The 19,576-nt window shown below is 67.9% G+C and carries 19 protein-coding genes; 6 read left to right on the top strand and 13 right to left on the bottom strand.

From position 1 onward, the window contains the following. Positions 1–3: 3 nt before the first annotated feature. Complete coding sequence (locus tag K8940_RS11695; RefSeq protein WP_223395681.1) at positions 4–660, top strand: DUF2155 domain-containing protein; 657 nt, start codon at positions 4–6, stop codon at positions 658–660. On the opposite strand, the gene aat is transcribed toward K8940_RS11695, so the two are convergent. The 4 genes from aat to aroQ form a co-directional block, all read right to left on the bottom strand. After that, positions 597–1,250 (bottom strand): leucyl/phenylalanyl-tRNA--protein transferase, encoded by a 654-nt coding sequence (gene aat, locus K8940_RS11690; RefSeq protein ID WP_223395679.1) that lies wholly within the window; start codon positions 1,248–1,250, stop codon positions 597–599. The genes K8940_RS11695 and aat overlap by 64 nt on opposite strands. Before the next feature lie 13 nt (positions 1,251–1,263). Continuing rightward, positions 1,264–2,610, bottom strand: coding sequence for an acetyl-CoA carboxylase biotin carboxylase subunit (accC, locus tag K8940_RS11685; RefSeq protein WP_223395677.1), 1,347 nt, complete (start codon positions 2,608–2,610; stop codon positions 1,264–1,266). Positions 2,611–2,615: 5 nt separating this feature from the next. Continuing rightward, on the bottom strand, positions 2,616–3,128 hold the full coding sequence (gene accB / locus K8940_RS11680) for an acetyl-CoA carboxylase biotin carboxyl carrier protein (RefSeq protein WP_223395676.1): 513 nt from the start codon (positions 3,126–3,128) through the stop codon (positions 2,616–2,618). A 61-nt stretch (positions 3,129–3,189) separates the two neighbouring features. Beyond that, on the bottom strand, positions 3,190–3,630 hold the full coding sequence (gene aroQ, locus K8940_RS11675) for a type II 3-dehydroquinate dehydratase (protein ID WP_223395675.1): 441 nt from the start codon (positions 3,628–3,630) through the stop codon (positions 3,190–3,192). 79 nt (positions 3,631–3,709) lie between these two features. Between aroQ and thiS the strand changes: the two genes are divergently transcribed. Continuing rightward, positions 3,710–3,910 (top strand): sulfur carrier protein ThiS, encoded by a 201-nt coding sequence (gene thiS, locus K8940_RS11670; protein WP_013079290.1) that lies wholly within the window; start codon positions 3,710–3,712, stop codon positions 3,908–3,910. A 45-nt stretch (positions 3,911–3,955) separates the two neighbouring features. Continuing rightward, complete coding sequence (locus tag K8940_RS11665; protein WP_223395674.1) at positions 3,956–4,768, top strand: thiazole synthase; 813 nt, start codon at positions 3,956–3,958, stop codon at positions 4,766–4,768. 1 nt (position 4,769) lies between these two features. Here the strand turns inward: K8940_RS11665 and K8940_RS11660 are convergent, their stop codons facing one another. The 4 genes from K8940_RS11660 to K8940_RS11645 form a co-directional block, all read right to left on the bottom strand. Continuing rightward, positions 4,770–5,516: a DsbA family protein gene (locus K8940_RS11660; protein ID WP_223395673.1), complete on the bottom strand. Its 747-nt coding sequence runs from the start codon at positions 5,514–5,516 to the stop codon at positions 4,770–4,772. A 34-nt stretch (positions 5,517–5,550) separates the two neighbouring features. Further along, complete coding sequence (locus K8940_RS11655) at positions 5,551–6,966, bottom strand: tetratricopeptide repeat protein (RefSeq protein ID WP_223395672.1); 1,416 nt, start codon at positions 6,964–6,966, stop codon at positions 5,551–5,553. A gap of 172 nt (positions 6,967–7,138) precedes the next feature. Continuing rightward, positions 7,139–9,886 (bottom strand): ribonuclease E/G, encoded by a 2,748-nt coding sequence (locus K8940_RS11650; protein ID WP_223395671.1) that lies wholly within the window; start codon positions 9,884–9,886, stop codon positions 7,139–7,141. Next, the gene (locus K8940_RS11645; protein ID WP_223395669.1) at positions 9,810–10,028 is read right to left on the bottom strand and encodes a hypothetical protein; all 219 of its coding nucleotides are present in this window, start codon (positions 10,026–10,028) and stop codon (positions 9,810–9,812) included. Before K8940_RS11645 ends, K8940_RS11650 begins: the two co-directional genes overlap by 77 nt. 439 nt (positions 10,029–10,467) lie before the next feature. On the opposite strand from K8940_RS11645, the gene K8940_RS11640 reads away from it, so the two are divergent. The 3 genes from K8940_RS11640 to prfB all read left to right on the top strand — a co-directional run bounded on the left by K8940_RS11640 (position 10,468) and on the right by prfB (position 15,501). Then, the gene (locus K8940_RS11640; RefSeq protein ID WP_223395667.1) at positions 10,468–11,658 is read left to right on the top strand and encodes an N-acetylmuramoyl-L-alanine amidase; all 1,191 of its coding nucleotides are present in this window, start codon (positions 10,468–10,470) and stop codon (positions 11,656–11,658) included. A gap of 169 nt (positions 11,659–11,827) precedes the next feature. After that, complete coding sequence (locus K8940_RS11635) at positions 11,828–14,197, top strand: penicillin-binding protein 1A (protein ID WP_223395665.1); 2,370 nt, start codon at positions 11,828–11,830, stop codon at positions 14,195–14,197. A 181-nt stretch (positions 14,198–14,378) separates the two neighbouring features. Beyond that, positions 14,379–15,501 (top strand): peptide chain release factor 2 gene (prfB, locus tag K8940_RS11630; RefSeq protein WP_223395663.1). Its coding sequence is split into 2 segments (ribosomal slippage): positions 14,379–14,447 and positions 14,449–15,501, totalling 1,122 coding nucleotides; the frame shifts between segments, so codons are not numbered across the junction. A 164-nt stretch (positions 15,502–15,665) separates the two neighbouring features. On the opposite strand, the gene K8940_RS11625 is transcribed toward prfB, so the two are convergent. The 5 genes from K8940_RS11625 to K8940_RS11605 form a co-directional block, all read right to left on the bottom strand. Further along, positions 15,666–16,154, bottom strand: coding sequence for a polymer-forming cytoskeletal protein (locus K8940_RS11625; RefSeq protein ID WP_223395661.1), 489 nt, complete (start codon positions 16,152–16,154; stop codon positions 15,666–15,668). Beyond that, positions 16,135–17,286: a peptidoglycan DD-metalloendopeptidase family protein gene (locus tag K8940_RS11620; protein WP_223395659.1), complete on the bottom strand. Its 1,152-nt coding sequence runs from the start codon at positions 17,284–17,286 to the stop codon at positions 16,135–16,137. Before K8940_RS11620 ends, K8940_RS11625 begins: the two co-directional genes overlap by 20 nt. Positions 17,287–17,535: 249 nt before the next feature. Next, positions 17,536–17,997 (bottom strand): peroxiredoxin, encoded by a 462-nt coding sequence (locus K8940_RS11615; RefSeq protein WP_184719472.1) that lies wholly within the window; start codon positions 17,995–17,997, stop codon positions 17,536–17,538. A 97-nt stretch (positions 17,998–18,094) separates the two neighbouring features. Next, complete coding sequence (tyrS, locus tag K8940_RS11610) at positions 18,095–19,420, bottom strand: tyrosine--tRNA ligase (protein WP_223395657.1); 1,326 nt, start codon at positions 19,418–19,420, stop codon at positions 18,095–18,097. A 96-nt stretch (positions 19,421–19,516) separates the two neighbouring features. After that, positions 19,517–19,567, bottom strand: a complete 51-nt coding sequence (locus K8940_RS11605; protein WP_024265744.1) for a hypothetical protein — start codon at positions 19,565–19,567, stop codon at positions 19,517–19,519. Positions 19,568–19,576: the final 9 nt, after the last annotated feature.

Raw genomic sequence — 19,576 nt, 5'->3', positions numbered from 1 at the left:
CGGGTGGCCCGCCGGGCGTCCCTGGTCGCCGTCCTCGCGGCCCTGTCCGGCCTGACCGTGACGGGCGCCGCGCTCGCGCGCCAGAACGCCCCGCAACCCCAGACCCCGCCGTCGGCGACGCAAGCGCCCACGGCCACGGCGGCGCCGCGTCCCGTCGCGCCTCCTCAGGCCGGCGAGCCGCGCCAGGCCCAGCCGGCCCTGGCCCCGCCGGCGGCCGCAACCCTCGGTGCGCCGGCCACGCCCGAGCTCGTTCCCGCGACCACGGTCAAGCCGACGACGCCCGCCAAGCCGCCGGAGCCGGCCAAGCGCCAGCGCTACGCGGTCGCCATCCTGCAGGCGCTGGACAAGGTCACGACCGAGACCATGCGGTTCGAGGTCCCGGTCGGCCAGCCCATCCGCTACAAGACCCTGATCTTCACCGTCCGCGCCTGCGAGACGGCGGCTTCCGACGAGATCGCGCCGGAGACGGCCGCCTATGTCGTGGTCGACACCCAGCCCAAGGCCCAGGTCGGCCGCGCCGCCCCGCCTGGACGTCAGATCTACAAGGGTTGGATGTACGCCAGCTCGCCGGGCCTGAACCCGCTGCAGCACCCGGTCTATGACGCCTGGCTGATCGCCTGCAGGCAGTCGGTCCCGGTCGCGCCGCCCGCCAAGCCGTAGAAGTCGCCCTGGACCGCCAAGGCCTTGGCCAGTCGCCGGCGATAGTCCGCGCGGCTGATCTCGGTCGCGCCGAACTGCGTCAGGTGTTCGGTCAGGAATTGAGTGTCCAGAAGTTGGTACCCCCCGGCGATCAGGCGCGCGACCAGATGCACCAGCGCCACCTTGCTGGCGTCCCGCGCGGTCGAGAACATGCTCTCGCCGAAGAACGCCCCGCCCAGCGAGACGCCATACAGGCCGCCGACCAGCTCGCCGTCCAGCCACGTCTCGACGCTGTGGGCCAGGCCGCGCGCGTAGAGCTGGCCGTAGAGCCTCTGGATGGGGTGGTTGATCCAGGTCTCGACCCGACCCGGGCGTGAGGCCGCGCAGCCCTCGATCACCGCATCGAAGGCGGTGTCGATCCGGACCTCGTAGGGACCGTTGCGCACGGTGCGCGCGAGGCGCTTGGGGATGTGAAGGTCCCCGAGCGGCAGGACGCCCCGCCGCTCGGGATCGATCAGGAAGACGCTTTCGTCCTCGCGGGCGTCCGCCATGGGGAAGACGCCACGCGCGTAGCAGGCGATCAGGTCGTCGACCGAGAAGGCGTCTTCCATGCCTGCCTCGGAGCTAGGCTTCCTGGGCTTTGATCCAGCGTTCCAGCCAGTGGATGTCGTAGTCGCCGGCCAGGATGTCGGGCTGGACCAGCAGGTCCTGGAACAGCGGGATGGTGGTCTCGACGCCGCCCACGACCATCTCGCCCAGGCAGCGCTTCAGGCGCGCGATGCACTCGGCGCGGTCGCGGCCGTGCACGATCAGCTTGCCGATCAGGCTGTCGTAGTAGGGCGGGATCGCGTAGCCGGTGTAGATCGCCGAATCCAGTCGGACGCCCAGGCCGCCAGGGGCGTGGAAGTCCGTGATCGTGCCCGGCGAGGGGGTGAAGGTCCGCGCGTTCTCGGCGTTGATCCGGCACTCGATGGCGTGGCCCTCGAAGACGACGTCTTCCTGGGTGAACGACAGCGGCAGGCCGGCGGCGATGCGGATCTGTTCCCGAACCAGGTCGATGCCGGTGATGGCTTCGGTGACCGGGTGTTCGACCTGCAGGCGGGTGTTCATCTCGATGAAGAAGAACTCGTCGTTCTCCCACAGGAACTCGATGGTCCCGACGCCCAGGTAGCCGATGGCCTTGACCGCATCGACGACGACCTTGCCGATCTTGGCGCGGCCTTCGGCCGACAGGGCCGGCGAGGGGGCTTCTTCCAGCACCTTCTGGTGACGGCGCTGCAGCGAGCAGTCGCGTTCGCCCAGGTGCACCACGTTGCCGTGGCTGTCGGCGATGACCTGCAGCTCGATGTGGCGCGGCTTTTGGAGGTAGCGCTCCATGTAGACCGTGTCGTCGCCGAAGGCGGCGCGGGCCTCGGCGCGAGCCGTCGAGACGGCTTCGGCCAGGTCTTCACGAGTCTGGGCGACCTTCATTCCCCGCCCGCCACCGCCGGCGGCGGCCTTGATCAGCACCGGGAAGCCGATCTTCTCGGCGGCCTCGAAGGCCTCTTCCTCGGTCGAGACGCCGCCGTCCGAGCCGGGGACGACGGGAATACCGGCGTCCTTCACGGCCTGCTTGGCGGTGATCTTGTCGCCCATCATCCGGATGTGCTCGGGCTTCGGGCCGATGAAGGTGAAGCCGTGGGCGCCGACGATCTCGGCGAAGCGGGCGTTCTCCGACAGGAAGCCGTAGCCCGGGTGGATGCCCTGGGCGCCGGTGATCTCGGCCGCCGCGATGATCGACGGGATGTTCAGGTAGCTCTTGGCGGCGGGCGCGGGGCCGATGCAGACGCTTTCGTCCGCCAGGCGCACCCACATCGAGTTGCGGTCAGCCTCGGAATGGACCGCCACGGTGGCGATGCCCATTTCCTTGCAGGCGCGGTGAACCCGGAGCGCGATCTCGCCCCGGTTCGCGATCAGGATCTTATCGAACATGAGCGTTACTCGATGACGACGAGCGGCTCGCCGAACTCGACGGGCTGCGCGTCTTCAACCAGGATCTCGACGATCTTGCCGGCCTTCGGAGCCGAGATCGGGTTCATGGTCTTCATCGCTTCGACGATCAGCAGGGTCTGGCCGGCCGAGACGGTGTCGCCCACCTTGATGAAGGCGTCGGCGCCCGGCTGGGGCGACAGATAGGCGGTGCCGACCATCGGCGACTTCACGGCGTCGCCACGGGCGGCGGCGGGGGTCGGAGCGGCTTCGGCGACCGGAGCCGGGGCGGCGACAGGGGCGGCCGCGACCGGAGCCGGGGCGTAGGCCGGCGCGGCGGCCTGGACGTAGTTGACCGGCGCGGCGGTCAGCTCGCGAGCCACGCGGATCTTCAGGCCCGCGTGCTCGACTTCGATCTCCGAGAGGCCCGTGTCCTTCAGGATGTCCGCCAGCTTGCGGACCAGACGGGCGTCGATGGCCGGAGCTTCGACCGGATCGGCGGGGGCCTTGGGGTTCGACATTGAAGCTTACCTTGTTCTTCTGAAGCGCCTCGGCGGCGGAAAACGCCGGGCGATATCGTTGCTAAACGCGGATCAGGCCGAAAGCGGCCTCGAGCGCCAGTTCATAACTCGCCGCGCCGAAGCCGGAGACGATCCCGGTGGCGGCCAGCGAAACGAAGGTGTGGCGGCGGAATTCCTCCCGCGCCGCCGGGTTGGACAGGTGGCACTCGATCACCGGGATGCTCAAGGTCTTGAGCGCATCCAGAAGCGCGATCGAGGTGTGGCCGTAGCCGGCCGGATTGATGACCAGCGCCGAGGCAGACTCACGCGCCTCCTGCACCCAATCGATCAGCACGCCCTCATGGTTGGACTGGCGGAAGACCACCGAAACACCACGCGAAGCCGCCCGCGCCTCACAGCGCGTACGAACATCCTCGAGGGTGTCCTTGCCATAAATCTCGGGCTCGCGGGTCCCCAACAGGTTGAGATTGGGCCCGCTCAGCACGTGGATCGGTTTTACCATGCGGCTCCGCCGTCGATTCCGGGAGGTCTTGTATAGCCGGTTCCGCCGGGTCACAAGCACGGCTCGCTTCGGAGGTGAGATGAGGCTTTTGCTGAACGGGGAAGAGCGGGACGTGGCCGGCGTGGTCACGATCGCCGATCTGGTGGCGTCGCTGGGCCTGGACGCCCGCAAGGTGGCGGTCGAGCGCAACCTCGAGATCGCCCCGCGCTCGACCTATGCCGACACGGCGCTGGCCGACGGCGATCGCATCGAGATCGTCACTTTTATCGGTGGCGGGTGATCCTCCGCATTTGAAACGCCGCCCGCCGGGGCGTAAACCACGCCCATGAACGCGCACGTTTCCCCCGACTCCGTCACGGCGACCGATAGCGATGAGACCTGGACCGTCGCCGGTCGCACCTTCCGCTCACGCCTGATCGTCGGCACGGGCAAGTACAAGGACTACGCGACCAACGCCGCCGCCGCCCGCGCGGCCGGGGCCGAGATCGTCACCGTGGCCGTGCGCCGGGTGAACCTGACCGACCCCAGCCAGCCGCTGCTGGTCGACTACGTCAAGCCGAGCGAATTCACCTATCTGCCGAACACGGCGGGCTGCTTCACCGGCGAGGACGCCGTCCGCACGCTCCGCCTGGCCCGCGAGGCCGGCGGCTGGGATCTGGTCAAGCTGGAGGTCCTCAGCGATCCCAAGACCCTGTTTCCCGACATGGAAGAGACCCTGCGCTCGCTGAAGCTGCTGGTCGCCGACGGGTTCCAGGTCATGGTCTACTGTTCGGACGACCCGGTCTACGCCCGCAAGCTGGAAGAGGCCGGCGCCGTGGCGATCATGCCGCTGGGCGCGCCGATCGGCTCGGGCCTCGGCATCCAGAACCGCGTCAACCTGCGGATCATCGTCGAGAACGCCAAGGTCCCCGTCCTGGTCGACGCCGGCGTCGGCACGGCCTCGGACGCGGCGATCGGCATGGAACTGGGCTGTGACGCCATCCTGATGAACACCGCCATCGCCGAGGCCAAGGACCCGATCCGCATGGCCAAGGCGATGAAGCACGCCGTGATCGCCGGCCGCGAGGCCTACCTCGCCGGCCGGATGCAGAAGCGCCTGTACGCCGACCCCAGCTCGCCGCTGGCGGGGCTGATCTAGATCAGCCCGCCTTCGCCTTGCTGGCCCGGGTCTGCTCGATAGCCAGCTTCAGGGCGTTGATGTCGGCGCCGGGGATCAGGGTGTCGCCGACGATGAAGGCCGGGGTGCCCGAGAGGGCCAGGGTCTTGGCCAGGGCCTCGGTGTCGGCCAGGTGCTGGGTCACGGCCTGGCTCTCGCCGGCGGCCTTGGCCTTGTCCATGTCGATCCCCAGGCCCTTGGCGATGCGCAGGGCGGCGGCGGCGTCCAGGGCGTTCTCGGCCATCAGGCCCTTGTAGAGCTCCAGGCTCTTGCCCTGGTCCTTGGCGCCCAGGGCGATGCGGGCCGCAGCCTCGCTGTCGTGGCCGAAGATCACGAAGTCCTTCAGCACCAGGCGGATGTCGGGGTTCTTCTGGACCAGCTCGACGATCTCGGGCGCGGCGTGGCGGCAATAGCCGCAGCGATAGTCGAAGAACTCGGTGACCGTGATCGAGCCGGCCGGGTTGATGACGATGTCGCGCGGATCGCGCTCGATGGCCTGGCGGTACTGGCCGATCGCCTTCTGGGACGAGGCGGCCTGCTGGGCGGCCTGCTTCTCCTGCAGCTTCTGGCTGGCCTCCATCAGCACCTCGGGGTGCTCGAGCAGATAGGCGCGGACCTTCTCGCCGAACAGCTTGCTGGGCTTGGGCTCGGGCCGCTCGCAGCCGGCCAAGGTCAGGGCGGCGATGGCCAGCGGAACGGCGAGGGTCGCGGCGCGACGAAACAGGGTCATCTAGATCTCGAGGTCTTGGAAAGAGGAGGGCGCTTCAGCGCCCGAGATTGGATGGCATGGCGCTGTCCTTGGCCAGGTCCTTCAGGTCCTGGTTGGACGGTCGGGACGCCAGGACGATGTCCGTGGCCCGGCGCCAGTCCGGCGTGTTCTTGGGCAGCAGTTCCCGGGCGCGCATGGCGAAGACCTTGGCCTCGCGCACCGCGCCTAGCGAGAAGTACTGCTCGGCGGTGGCCAGGCGCGCCTCGCCGTCCTTTTTCTGGGTGTCGTAGGCCTGGGCCAGCAGGCGCCAGGTCACCGAGTTGTCCGGATCGTTCAGCAGGCTGCGTTTCAGCTCCTGGACGCCTTCCTCGATCTTCTTGGGATCATTCAGGTTGATCAGGGTCTGGCCGAGATTGACGCGCAACAGGGCCGCGTCGGGCTTCAGCTGCACCGATTTGCGCTGCGGCTCCTCGGCCTGGGCCACGCGGTTGAATTCGAACAGGATCTGGCCCTTCAGCTCCCACAGATAGGGATTGTCGGGATGGTCGGCGATCAGCGGCTCCAGCAGGTTCAGGGCCCGGTCGGGCTCCTTCATCTGGTAGTAGGCGATGGCGCGAGCGTAGCGGGCCGGGAAGCCGGTGTCGGTTTCCTTGTACTTCATCAAGGCGACCTGCGGGTTCAGGAACCCTTCCAGCTTGGCCTTCATGATCTCGTGCTGGGCCAGGTCTTCCGGCGTGTCGACGGCGCTGTAGTGCGGCTGGCGTTCGACGCGGCTGCGCAGCACCTCGATCCGCTCGGAGGACAGGGGGTGGCTGCGGAAATATTCGTAGCGGCGGGCCTGATCGAAGACTTCCTGGTAGCGGAAGTTGTCGAAGAACTCGACGAGACCTCGACCCGACTGGCCGGTGGCCTCCAGGAAGCCCGCGCCGGCCTGGTCGGCGCGTGATTCCTGCTCGCGGCTGTAGCCCAGGGCGCCCAGCGCCCCGGCATATTGCGCGTTGCCCAGCAGGACGGCGGCGCCGTCGGCGGACCCGGCCAGGGCCGCCAGGACGCCCAGGCCCATGGTCAGGATCATCGGCTTGAGGCCCGCGCGCATCATCTCGCCGGAGCGGATCGGATGGCCGCCGGCCAAGTGTCCGGTTTCGTGGGCGATGACGCCGCGCAGTTGGTTGGGGTTCTCGGTCTGCAGGATCAGGCCGGTGTTGAGGCCCATCTGCAGGCCCTGGGTCGCGAAGGCGTTCAGCGACTTGTCGCCAACGATCAAGATGCGCACGGTCTTGGGATCAAGGCCCGCCGCCGCATAGATCGGATCGGCGTCGTGGTGCAGGATCTCCTCGATCTCGGTGTCGCGGATCAGGGAGGGGCCGTCGTCCTGGGCCAGGGTGACCTGGGGAACCGCGGACGCGAGAATCGACAGCGCGGACAACGCCACGCCCAGCCTTTTCCCGGCATGCCCGCTACGCGAGGTCATCGAATGATCTCCAGATCGCGCCCCCGCGAACCCCGACCAGTCTAACTTGGAAGTTCGACGCGAGGGAACAAGGGTTTCCGTCCCCCATAGCGACGATTTTGGACGGCGTTTTTAGGGCGCGAAGATTTCGGCCCGCGCGTCGTTCAGACACGCGGGCCGCGATCAGTTCACCCTACCGGCGCCACCAGCCCTTGCGGGGCTTTTCGGGCGGGGTGGTGATCTCGTTCGGATCGGGCTCGGCCGGAGCGGCTGGCGCCGATTCCGCCACGGGCTCGGGGCTCGGGGCCGGAGCGGGCGCCGGGGCGGCCTCGACGACCGGTTCGGCGACCGGTTCCGGCGGAACCACGGCGACGCTTTCGGTCACCGTCTCTGCCACGGCCTCCGCCTCGGCGGCTTCCGGCGCGGCCTCGGTCGCCTTCTTGCCGCGCGAGCGGGCGCGCTTGGGCTTCTTCGGCGCTTCCTCGGTTTCCGGCAGTTCGACCCAGACGTCGGCCGGCGGGCCGGCGATCACCGGCGGGGCCAGGATCGGGGCTTCGAACGGCTCGGCCGGTTCGCTGATCGTCTCGGTGGCCGGAGCCGCTTCGGCGACAGCCGTCTCGGCTGCCGGAGCCTCGTCGCGGTTGCGACGGCCACGGTCTCGGCCACGACGGCCGCGTTCGCGGGCCGGGCGATCCTCACGCTCGGGACGCTCGGCGCGTTCCGGACGCTCGGCGGCTTCCGAGGCTTCGGCGCGGGCTTCGGGCGCCGGGCGGCGCGGCTCGCTGGCGGGGCCGCCATTGCCGCCGACCAGGGCGGCCGGGTCGTGCCAGGTGAAGACGTTCTCGCCGAACGGGACGCGCGGGCGGATCCAGACGAAGGCGTCGGTCGGACGGTCGCCATCCTCGCGCCCCCCGCGACGGCCGCCGCGACGGCCGCGACGGCGACGACGACGACGGGCGTCCTCGTCCTCGTCGCCGAACTCGGCGCGGTCCTCGGCGTCGCCTTCGACCTCGTCGTCCTCGACTTCAGCTTCGCTGTCGGCTTCGGTCTCGCGCTCGTCGCGACGGCCACGGTTGCGGCCCCGATCGCGACGGCCGCGACGGCCCTTGCGGTCGCCACGCTCGTCGTCGCGGGCCTGCTTGCGGGCCGAGGCGTCGTCGTCGTCGGTGTCCTCGCGCTCGAGATCGTCTTCGTCCTCGTCGGCGATGATCTCGTCGTCTTCCTCCTCGTCCTCGAACGCGGTGACGTCGAAGTCGTCATCCTCGTCGACATACGGGGCCGGAGCCACGGCGATGCGCTCGCCCAACTCGGTGCGATCGATCTCCTGGTCGCCGGCGTGCAGGCTGTCGTCGACCACGACCGTCACGTGCAGGCCGTGAGTCTGCTGCAGGCGCTGCAGGTAGGCGCGCTTTTCGTTGAGGATGTAGAGGCCGACCGAGCGGGCGACCTTCAGGATCACCGCGCCGCTGCCCTTCAGGGCCTCGACCTCGACCGCGCGCAGGGCGGCCAGGGCGCTGGACTCGACCGAGCGGACGCGGCCGGTGCCTTCGCAGTGCTCGCAGACGTGGGTGGTGCCTTCCAGGACGCCGGTGCGGCGACGCTGACGGCTGATCTCCATCAGGCCGAAGCCCGAGATCTTGCCCATCTGGATGCGGGCGCGGTCGTCCTTGAGCGCGTCCTTGAGGACCTTCTCGACCGTGCGGTTGTTCTTGGCTTCATCCATGTCGATGAAGTCGATGACGATCAGGCCGGCCAGGTCGCGCAGGCGCAGCTGGCGAGCGGCTTCCTCGGCGGCCTCGATGTTCGTCTTGAGCGCCGTGGCCTCGATGTTGCGCTCGCGCGTGGCCTTGCCCGAGTTGACGTCGATGGCGACCAGGGCCTCGGTCTGGTTGATCACCAGATAGCCGCCGGAGCGCAGCGGCACGACCGGCGAATAGATCTGGGCCAGGTGGTCCTCGATCTTGTTCTTGACGAACAGCGGGGTCGGGTCGCGGTAGTTGAAGACCTTCTTGGCCTGGCTCGGCATCAGCATGCGCATGAAGTCGCGCGCTTCCTTGTAGCCGGCGTCGCCCTCGACCCAGATGCCCTCCAGGTCCTTGTCGTACATGTCGCGGATGGCGCGTTTGACGAGGTCTTCTTCCTCGTAGATCAGCGCCGGCGCGACCGAGTGCAGCGTGTTGTCGCGGATGTTTTCCCACAGACGCAGCAGATATTCGTAGTCGCGCTTGACCTCGGCCTTGGTGCGCTTGGCGCCGGCCGTACGGACGATCAGGCCCATGCCTTGCGGCACGTCCAGGCTGTTGACGACGCTCTTCAGGCGACGACGGTCGGACACGGCCGTGATCTTGCGGCTGATGCCGCCGCCACGGGCGGTGTTGGGCATGAGGACGCCGTAGCGGCCGGCCAGCGACAGATAGGTGGTCAGGGCCGCGCCCTTGTTGCCGCGCTCTTCCTTGACGACCTGGACCAGCATGATCTGCCGGCGGCGGATCACTTCCTGGATCTTGTACTTGCGCATCAGGCGGCGCTTGCGGCGCGCCAGTTCTTCTTCGACGTCGTCGTCCTCGTCGTCGACCGCGTGGCCGTCGCCGTTGACGTCGTCCTCGTCGTCGCCGCCCGAGGCGCGGCGCGAGACGGGGGTGTCGTCCTCGTCGTCGCCCGAGTCGTCGCGCATCAGCGCTTCACGATCGGCGACCGGGATCTGGTAGTAGTCCGGGTGGATTTCGTTGAACGCCAGGAAGCCGTGGCGATTGCCGCCATACTCGACGAACGCGGCCTGCAGGCTGGGTTCGACGCGGGTTACCTTGGCGAGATAGATGTTACCGCGAAGCTGTTTGCGGGTCTGGCTCTCGAAATCGAACTCTTCAACCCGGGTTCCGTCCACGACGACCACACGCGTCTCTTCGGCGTGTGCTGCGTCGATCAGCATCTTCTTCGACATTAAGGAAGTCTCCACGGCGCGCGGCGGGCGCGAGGCCCGGTCGCCGATTTGAATGAAGGGCGCGCGCGTCGCCGACCGTCGCACCGTCAGCGCGGTTGCGAAGGGTCAGGTGCCAAAGGCGATCGGGTGCGGCGCAGCCCATGGGGGTTTCGTTTATCCCTCCCGCGCGGCGAGGCGCGGACCGGAGTGTTGTGCCTGTCGCGTCACGAGTGGCGCGAGAAGGTGTCTGTTGTCGCGCCAGAAGGCGCGGATCGGATGGCGCGTCGTCGCCAGAAGGGCGTTTGAGCCCGACGCGAGCCCCTCGACACGGCGTTTCGGTAGGCGTCTTGCCCGCCAGGTCGGCCGCGTCTCGAACACTATCTAGTCTGCCGCCTTCGCATCGGAAGAGGTTCAGACCACTTTCGAGGCAAAGTCAGCCCGCATGGAGTCGTGACGATCACGGACTTCGCGCGCGGCGGGACTGTAGCCACATCGGCGCACAAAAGAAAAGCTTTCGACGGACGATCAGGACTTAACCCTTTCGCTACCAGGGCCGAGCGATATTGACGATCGGTTCACCAAATCCGGCTACGCGGGCGGGGATGCGTAAGGTTCTCATCAGTTTGGCCCGCATGGGCTGGGTTCGGGCGGCGTTGATCGTCGGCGGTCTGACCACGGCCGGCGTCGCGGTCGCCACGGCCCAGGGGCCCGCCGCGCCGGCGGGGGTGCAGAAGGTCCGCTTCGGCGGCGACCGGGCCGAAACCCGCGTGGTGATCGACCTGGACCGGGCCTCGGCCGGCAAGCTGATTTCCGACGGCATGAACGATCAACGCCTGGTCATGGCGCTGCCCAACGTCGTGGTCTCGGGCGACCTGCAGGGCTCGGGACAGGGCCTGGTCAAGCGCTGGGTGATCGACGAGGCCGCCGGCGGCGCCCGTCTGCGCCTGGATCTGGCCGGCAAGGCCGAGGTCCGCCGCCGCTTCCTGCTGCCGCCCGGCGATGGCGCGACCGCCTATCGTTATGTGATCGACCTGAAGGCGGTGGATGACGCTGTCGCCACGCCGCGGACGCCGCGCCTGACCCTGGCCAGCGCGTCGGTCAAGGCCGCGCCGCTTCGCCTGAAGAAGGTCATCGTCATCGACGCCGGCCACGGCGGCAAGGATCCCGGCTCGTTGGGCGCCAATGTCTACGAGAAGGACGTCACCCTGGCCGCCGCCAAGGCGCTGAAGGAGCGGCTGGAGCGCACCGGCCGCTTCCAGGTGGTGCTGACCCGCGAGACCGACACCTTCGTCCCGCTGGAAGCGCGGGTGCAGGTCGCCCGGCGCGCCGACGCGGATCTCTTCATCTCCATGCACGCCGACTCGGGTCCCGACACCGGCACCCGGGGCGCGTCGGTCTACACCCTGTCCGAGAAGGGCACCGAGCGTGTCGGCCTGGTCCTGGACAAGAACGACTGGCTGATGAAGGCCAACCTGCCGGGCCGCGACCGCGCCGTCAGCCAGATCCTGCTGGACCTGTCACAGCGCGCCACCAAGAACCGCTCGGCCGCCTTCGCCCAGTTGCTGCTGGCCAATGTCGGCGAGGAAACCTCGTTGCTGCGCCGCAGCCACCGCGACGCCGGCTTCATCGTGCTGCTGGCGCCCGACGTGCCGGCCGTGCTGCTGGAGATGGGCTTCATCACCAATCCGGACGACGAGGCGTTCCTGACCACCAAGTCCAGCCGCAACCGTCTGGTCGGGGCCGTGGCCGATTCGATCGAGGCCTATTTCTCGGCGGATGCGCGCAAGTCGTAAGATCGTCTCCCCACGGCGACTTTCCCTTTTCTCCGCCGCGCTCTAATCACAGGGCGATCGTTCGCGCTTCGTAAGCGAAAGCGTGGCCGCGAAACCGCTTACGGTTCCGCGACAAGCGATCTAGTGAAGGGTGTGTGGCGGGCGAGGGGACCCGTCCGACGGAGGTCGCGTGGATCTGAAACCCAGCGAACGATGGATGGCCATCGCGGGCGTGACGGTGCTCTCGGCCATCGCGGTCGCGGGATTCGCGATCGCGATCTACGCCGCCTGGCTGTTCCACGACATGCCCGACGCCGGTGAGCTGCAGGACTACCGTCCGCCGACCGCCACGCGCGTCTATGCGTGGGACGGCACCCTGATCGGCGAATATTCCAAAGAACGCCGGATCTTCATCCCCTACGACCAGATCCCGCCGCAGCTGGCTCAGGCCTTCCTGGCGGCCGAGGATCGCAACTTCTTCCAGCACGGCGGCGTCGATGTCGGCGGCCTGTCGCGCGCGATGCTCAACAATGTCGGCAACGCCATCCGCGGTCGGCGCCTGGAGGGTGGCTCGACCATCACCCAGCAGGTGGCCAAGAACGTCCTCCTGACCAGCGACGCCACGGTCGGCCGTAAGTTCAAGGAAGCGATCCTGGCCCACCGCCTGGAGCAGTCGCTGACCAAGCAGCAGATCCTAGAGCTGTATCTGAACGAGATCTGGCTGGGCTATCGCTCGTTTGGCGTCGGCGCGGCCGCCTACAACTATTTCGGCAAGTCGCTGCCCGACCTGACCCTGGCCCAGTGCGCCTACCTGGCCTCGCTGCCCAAGGGGCCGGACAACTACCATCCGATCCGCAACAAGGCCAAGGCGATGGCCCGGCGCAACTGGGTGCTGGGCCAGATGGCCGAGCAGGGCTGGGTCTCTAAGGAGAACGCCCGCAAGGCCATGGCCGAGGATCTGGTCGTGCAGGCCGCGCCCAAGCGCGCCGCCTATCGCGACGCCGACTACTTCGTCGAGGAAGTGCGCCAGCGCGGCATGGCCACGCTGGGGCCGCGCCTCAACGAGGGCGGCTACTACATGCGCACGACCCTGGATCCGCGCCTGCAGACGGCCGCCCGGGTCGCGCTGATGGACGGCCTGGAGAAGTATGACCGCCGCCACGGCTGGCGCGGCGCCTGGGGTCACGTCGAGTCGACGGACCTCGCCTGGGAAAAGACCGCCCTGGCCCGGCCGATCCCCTCCGAGCGCAACACCTGGCGTCCGGCCCTGGTCACCTCAAACGACGGCCGCGTGCGCCTGGTCAAGAACGAGGGCGAGGGCCAGATCGTCGGCGAGGACGTCGCCTGGGCCAAGAACGGCAAGGGTCTGAAGGCCGGCGACCTGGTCTTTGTCGAGAAGGCCGCCAGCGGCGGCTACCGCCTGCGCCAGGCGCCGGCCGTCAACGGGGCCCTGGTGGCGATGGAACCCTATACCGGCCGTGTCGTGGCGCTGGTCGGCGGCTATTCCTACTCGCTGTCGAACTTCAACCGCGCCACCCAGGCGATGCGCCAGCCCGGTTCGTCGTTTAAGCCGTTCGTCTACGCTGCGGCCCTGGAGAACGGCTACACGCCGGCCAGCGTCATCGTCGACAGCGCCATCACCTTCAAGGGCGCCAACGGCCAGGACTGGAGCCCGGAGAACTATCACAAGGAGTTCTACGGGGCTCAGCCGCTGCGCAAGGGGCTGGAGCAATCGATCAACGCCATGACCGTGCGTCTGGCCCAGGGCGTGGGCATGAAGAAGATCGTCGACTTCGCCAAGCGCACCGGCGTGGTTCGCAGCATGGATCCCGTGCTGGCCATGGCCCTGGGCGCGGGCGAGACCACGCCGTTCAAGCTGACCGCCGCCTACGCTCCGTTCGTCAACGGTGGCCGCCGGGTCGAGCCGCACCTGATCGAGCTGGTGCAGGATCGCGAGGGCAAGGTGATCTTCCGCGCCGACAAGCGCGACTGCGAACGTTGCGAGGCCGGCTTCAACGGCGACGAGAGCCCCCGGTTCGCCGCGCCAGGCGAGCAGGTCATGGATCCGGTCACCGCCTATCAGATCACCTCGATGCTGCAGGGCGTGGTCCAGCGCGGCACCGCCGCGGCCGTCAGCTCGCTGGGCCGCCCGCTGGCCGGCAAGACCGGCACCACCAACGAGTATCGCAGCGCCTGGTTCGTCGGCTTCTCGCCGAACCTGGTCGTCGGGGTGTTTGTCGGCTTCGATGACAACCGCTCGCTGGGCGAGGGCGAGACGGGCGCCACCGACGCCGTCCCGGTGTTCATGGACTTCATGAAGGTCGCCCTGGAAGGCCAGCCCGTCGTCGACTTCAAGCCGCCCAAGACGGCCAAGTTCGCCATGGTGCGCGGCGTTCGCGAGGCCTTCCGTCCGGGTACCGAGCCCAAGGTCGAGGTCGCCCCGACCGGCCCGATCCCATACGAGCAGCTGCCGGCTGGCCTGCCGCCGGTCCCGCAGCCCCAGGCCCAGCCCGGCAAGCCGCCGCCGCAAAAGGTGGATCCGCTCAGCGGTCTCTACTAGGGACATTGCGCCGGCGGGCGACGCACGCTAGAGCCTGCCCGGTTCAGATCTTTCGATCTGAACCGGATCAGCGGGCTCTAGATTCAAAAGTTTAGAGCGCGCCCGGGCGGGTTAACCGCGCACACTTAACCCTGGCGCGCTCTCTCTCCCGCGCCCTTCAACACTGTCACGGAGTTACGTGATGCGACCGGATGTCGAGGCCGCCGCGGCCGACATCGAGCAGTCCGTGGGACTGCTCAGGAGGCGTCTTTGACTGGGATGTCGCCCTCCGAAAGCTCGATGAGCTGAACGCCCGGGTCGAGGACCCGACCCTTTGGGACCGTCCGTCCGAGGCCCAGGCCGTGTCGCGTGAGCGCGCGAACCTGGCGGCCAAGGTCGAGGCCGTCCGCTCGATCGAGCGTGACGTCAAGGACGCCGTCGAGTACGCCGAACTGGCCGACATGGAAGGCGACGAGGAGTCGCTGAACGACGCGCGCGCCCAGCTGAAGGCCATCAAGGAGCGCGCCGGCCGCGCCGAGCTGGAGGCCCTGCTGTCCGGCGAGGCCGACGGCAACGACGCCTATGTCGAAATCAACTCCGGGGCCGGCGGCACCGAGTCCTGCGACTGGGCTGGCATCCTGCTGCGCATGTACACCCGCTGGGCCAACGCCCACGGCATGACGACCGAGCTGATCGAAGAGACCGACGGCGACCAGGCCGGCATCAAGTCCGCGACCCTGCTGGTCAAGGGCCCCAACGCCTATGGCTGGCTGAAGACCGAGGCCGGGGTGCACCGTCTGGTGCGCATCAGCCCGTATGACAGCAGCGCCCGTCGCCACACCTCGTTCGCCTCGGCCTGGGTCTATCCCGTGGTCGACGACAATATCGAGATCGAGATCAACCCGTCCGACGTGCGGACCGACACCTACCGCGCTTCCGGCGCCGGTGGTCAGCACATCAACAAGACGGACTCGGCCGTGCGTCTCACGCACATCCCGACCGGCATCGCGGTGGCCTGCCAGGCCGGCCGCTCGCAGCACCAGAACCGCGAGGAAGCCTGGAAGATGCTGCGCGCGCGCCTCTACGAGGCCGAACTGCAGAAGCGGGAAGCCGCCCAGCAGGCGCTGGAGGACACCAAGACCGACATTGGCTGGGGTCACCAGATCCGCAGCTACGTCCTGCAGCCCTACCAGATGGTCAAGGACCTGCGGACCAACGTCGAGACTTCCGACACCCAAGGCGTGCTGGACGGCGATCTGGACGCCTTCATGGGCGCCTCGCTGGCCCAGCGCGTGGGCCACACCCGCGACGGCGCCGAGGTCTAATCAATGCGTGGTCCTCGTCTTCGACAAGCTCAGGATGAGGACCATTGCAGACCGTAGCCGCCACCGCTGGATCGAGCTCAGCATTCCTGGCGCGGAGACGGGCCTGATAACGAAGAACGCCCCGGATCGCTCCGGGGCGTTGTCGTTTCGGAAGACTTGACGCTCTAGCCGGCGACCGGCTTGACGATGGCTAGCGACGGTTCGGACTGCGGCGCCGGCTGGACGACCGGGGCGGGGCGCTGGAACTTCAGGCTGCGGCCTTGGAAGAAGGCGCCGCTCTCGATGGCCAGCTGCTCGTGCGTGATGTCGCCGTCGATGTACGAGGTGCCGTACAGCCGGACCTGCTTGGCGGTGATCGTGCCGACCACGCGGCCGCGGACCTCGACGATCTCGGCGTAGATCGAGCCTTCGATGTGACCGGTCTCGCCGACGGTCAGGCGGCCGACGCGGATGTCGCCCTTGATCATGCCGTCGACCTGCAGCTCGCCTTCGCCCGAGATGTCGCCCTGGAAGGTCAGGTCGGCCGAGAGCAGGGAGGCCACCTTCGGCGTGGCGCGGCGGGCCTGGTCGGCGGGACCGATGGCCGTGGGAGCGGGCAGCGCCTCGATGCGGGCCGCAGTCTTGGGCGTCGACTTAGCTTGCTTGCTGAACATACTCACCAGCCTTCAAGAAGCGATTGGGGTTCTGGGCCTTGCCATTGACCCAGACTTCGTAATGCAGGTGTGGACCGGTCGAGCGGCCGGTCGAGCCCATGGCGCCGACGCGCGAGCCGATCGACACGCGCTGGCCGACGCGGACGCCGATGGTGGCCAGGTGGGCGTAGCGGGTCTTGAAGCCGCCGCCGTGGTCGATCTCGACCGTGTTGCCATAGCCCGAGCGCACGCCCGTAAACGAGATGACGCCCGGCGCCGTGGCCATGATCGGGGTGTAGAAGGCGCCCGGGAAGTCCAGGCCCGAATGGAAGGCCGGTCGGCGCGTGAACGGGTCGAAGCGGACACCGTAGCTGGACGACAGGGCCGGATTGCTGGTCGGGCGGTAGAACGGCAGCTTCTTGGCCGCCGCGCCCAGGCTGCGCATGTCCGACATGTCGTTGGCCGCGTGCTGGATGCGGCTGGCGAATTCCTCGTCGACGTCGAGGACGGCGGCGAGGGCGCGGGGATCCTTGGCCTCGATCAGCGGGCCGCCCAGCGAGACGCCGCGGCCGGTGAAGTTGCCGGCGTCCAGGCCCGCCATCCGCATGGCCAGGCGCAGGCGCTCGGCGCGGCTCTTGGCGAAGCTCTCGGCGGCGTCGATCAGGCGCTCCTGGTCCATCCGGGTGGCCTGGATGCGCTGGACCGGGCTGGCGGCCAGCAGGCGCGGCTTGGCGACGGTCAGGGCCTCGGCGGCCCCGGGCACGCCCTTGAAATCGGAGACCAGCAGGGCGAGGGCGGCGTGGCGTTTCTCGACCGAGGTGGCCAGGTCGTCCAGCGAGCCGTTGGTGGCCGACAACTGGGCGACCGCGCTGTTCAGGCGCGCTTGTCTGTCGGCGTTCAGGCGTTCGTAATAGGCCTTCTGCTTGATGACCTGCTGGTCGGTCGCGCTGACCGACAGGGCGTTGATCATCATCGAGGCGGTGCAGACTCCCATCCACAGCGCCGCGCCGGCGACGCAGGTCGCGCCCAGGATCTGCTTGTTGGTGGAGAAGACGTAGCCGCGCATCTCACCGCCAGAGCGGATATAGATGTGCCGTTCAGGGAACAGGGTTTCGAGAGATTGTCGCAGTCGCTTGAAGCGCGTGATCGCCATCGCCCAAGAAACCCCCCGTTTCAGGTCTGGGCGATATGCTACGATAAAGCGGGAACGTGCAAGACTCTTCGCGCCCGAAGAAGGCGTGAGTCGCGAAATATGAATTTTGCGCCTCGACCCTTAACGTTTCCTGACCGGGAAAGTCATCAATTAAGGCTATGCACGCGCCGAAAGGTCACAGGTTGAGGCGCGGATACAACACCGCCGCGACCGAACCGTTCCGCCAAGAGACGAAAAGACCGGTGAACTCTATTTGATGGCCTTGGCGGCGTTCATCACCGCTTTGATGTGGCCAGGCACCTTCACCTTGCGCCAGACCTCGCGAACCACTCCCTCGCGGTCGATCAGGAAGGTCGAGCGATCGATGCCCATGTACTTGCGGCCGTACATGCTCTTCTCGACCCAGGCGCCATAGGCCTCGACCACGTCGCCCAGCGGGTCTGCGGCCAGCTCGATGGTCAGGTCGTGCTTCTTGCGGAACTTGGCGTGCGAGGCGGCGCTGTCCTTGGACACGCCGACGATCACCGCGCCCAGCTTCTGGAATTCCTCGACTTCCGACGAGAATTGCAGGGCTTCGGACGTGCAGCCGGCGGTGTCGTCCTTCGGGTAGAAGTAGAGGACCACGTTCTTGCCCTTCAGGCCCGACAGGCTGACGCGACCGGTGTCGGTCGGCAGATCGAAGTCGGGGGCCTTGTCGCCGGGTTGCAGCATCGAACGCGTCTCCACCTTGAAAGGCCGTCCCGGCCGCGCGTCGCAGGGACGCGAATCCTTGGCTACGCCACGGCCGGGACGATAATCAACTAGATAACTAAACGGGCTTCACCAACACGATCTTCTTCTTGCCGGCGGCCAGTTTGACGACGCCTTCGACGAGGTCGGCCGGGGTGATCGTCCGGTTGGCGTCGACCTCGGCCTTGTCGTTGACCTTCAGGCCGCCCCCCTGGGCCAGGCGGCGGGCCTCGCCGCGCGAGGCGGCCAGGCCGGCGTCGGCGAACAGGGCCGCCAGCACGATGCCGGCTTCCAGGTCCGCGGCCGGGACCTCGAAGGTCGGCAGGTCGGCGGACAGCGCGCCTTGCTCGAAGGCCTTCTCGGCGGCGTCGCGGGCCTTACGGGCCTCCTCGTCGCCGTGGGCCATGCGGGTGGCTTCGTCGGCTAGCACCTTCTTGGCGTCATTGATCTGGGCGCCCGGCAGGGCTTCCAGCTCGGCGATGCGCTCCAGCGGCAGGTCGGTGAACAGCTTCAGGAAACGGCCGACGTCGGCGTCTTCCGTGTTCCGCCAGAACTGCCAGTAGTCGTAGGGGCTCAGTTGCTCGGCGTTCAGCCACACCGCGCCGGCCATGGTCTTGCCCATCTTGGCGCCCGAGGCCGTGGCCAGCAGCGGCGTCGTCAGGCCGAAGGCGGCCTTGTGATCGACGCGACGGGTCAACTCCACCCCGTTCAGGATGTTGCCCCACTGGTCCGAGCCGCCCATCTGAAGAACGCAATTGTACTTGCGATTCAGCTCCAGGAAGTCGGTGGCCTGCATCAGCATGTAGTTGAATTCGAGGAAGGTCATCGGCTGCTCGCGCTCGAGCCGCAGCTTGACCGAGTCGAAGGCCAGCATCCGGTTGACCGTGAAGTGCACGCCGTAGTCGCGCAGGAACTGCACGTAGCCGAACTTGCTCAGCCACTCGTCGTTGTCGACCATGATGGCGTCGGTCGGGCCGTCGCCGAACGTCAGGAACTTGGCGAACACCTGCTTGATGCCGGCGATGTTGGCCTGGATGTCGGCGTCCGACAGCAGCTTGCGGCTCTCGTCCTTGCCGGTCGGGTCGCCGACCTTGGTCGTGCCGCCGCCCATCAGGACGATCGGCTTGTGACCGGCCTGCTGCAGGCGGCGCAGCATCATGATCTGGATCAGGCTGCCGACGTGCAGGGACGGCGCGGTGGCGTCAAAGCCGATGTAGGCGGTGACGATCCCGCCGGCGCAGGCCGCGTCCAGTTCTTCCGGATGGGTGATCTGGTGGATGTAGCCGCGCGCCTCCAGGGTTCGCAGGAACTCTGACTTGAAGGGCGACGCGGCGGACATGGATCGACTCTCTGATTGCGATGGGGCGCCGTCTAGCACGGCGAGGTCAGCTTGTGAGCGGTTCATTTCGGACTCCGGGGAGGAAGCCGGAGCGCATGATCGACTGGAATGAAGCGACCCCGGCGAGGCGGGGGCTTTGCGACGTGTCTGGTCGGCCTCCCGCTATGGCAGCGGGCGGTAATAGGGGCGGGCCAGGACGAAAGCGTCGATCATGGGGCCTAG

It is taken from the genome of Caulobacter segnis (genome assembly GCF_019931575.1).
In the GTDB taxonomy this organism is placed as follows: Bacteria; Pseudomonadota; Alphaproteobacteria; order Caulobacterales; family Caulobacteraceae; genus Caulobacter; species Caulobacter segnis_C.
This window is presented reverse-complemented; position numbering and strand designations above follow the sequence as displayed.

Coding starts and splice junctions, on each gene's coding strand:
- aat (WP_223395679.1), bottom strand. CDS start 1,250: ATGGAAGACGCCTTCTCGGTCGACGACCTGATCGCCTGCTACGCGCGT.
- accC (WP_223395677.1), bottom strand. CDS start 2,610: ATGTTCGATAAGATCCTGATCGCGAACCGGGGCGAGATCGCGCTCCGG.
- accB (WP_223395676.1), bottom strand. CDS start 3,128: ATGTCGAACCCCAAGGCCCCCGCCGATCCGGTCGAAGCTCCGGCCATC.
- aroQ (WP_223395675.1), bottom strand. CDS start 3,630: ATGGTAAAACCGATCCACGTGCTGAGCGGGCCCAATCTCAACCTGTTG.
- thiS (WP_013079290.1), top strand. CDS start 3,710: ATGAGGCTTTTGCTGAACGGGGAAGAGCGGGACGTGGCCGGCGTGGTC.
- K8940_RS11665 (WP_223395674.1), top strand. CDS start 3,956: ATGAACGCGCACGTTTCCCCCGACTCCGTCACGGCGACCGATAGCGAT.
- K8940_RS11660 (WP_223395673.1), bottom strand. CDS start 5,516: ATGACCCTGTTTCGTCGCGCCGCGACCCTCGCCGTTCCGCTGGCCATC.
- K8940_RS11655 (WP_223395672.1), bottom strand. CDS start 6,966: ATGACCTCGCGTAGCGGGCATGCCGGGAAAAGGCTGGGCGTGGCGTTG.
- K8940_RS11650 (WP_223395671.1), bottom strand. CDS start 9,886: ATGTCGAAGAAGATGCTGATCGACGCAGCACACGCCGAAGAGACGCGT.
- K8940_RS11645 (WP_223395669.1), bottom strand. CDS start 10,028: ATGGGCTGCGCCGCACCCGATCGCCTTTGGCACCTGACCCTTCGCAAC.
- K8940_RS11640 (WP_223395667.1), top strand. CDS start 10,468: ATGCGTAAGGTTCTCATCAGTTTGGCCCGCATGGGCTGGGTTCGGGCG.
- K8940_RS11625 (WP_223395661.1), bottom strand. CDS start 16,154: ATGTTCAGCAAGCAAGCTAAGTCGACGCCCAAGACTGCGGCCCGCATC.
- K8940_RS11620 (WP_223395659.1), bottom strand. CDS start 17,286: ATGGCGATCACGCGCTTCAAGCGACTGCGACAATCTCTCGAAACCCTG.
- K8940_RS11615 (WP_184719472.1), bottom strand. CDS start 17,997: ATGCTGCAACCCGGCGACAAGGCCCCCGACTTCGATCTGCCGACCGAC.
- tyrS (WP_223395657.1), bottom strand. CDS start 19,420: ATGAACCGCTCACAAGCTGACCTCGCCGTGCTAGACGGCGCCCCATCG.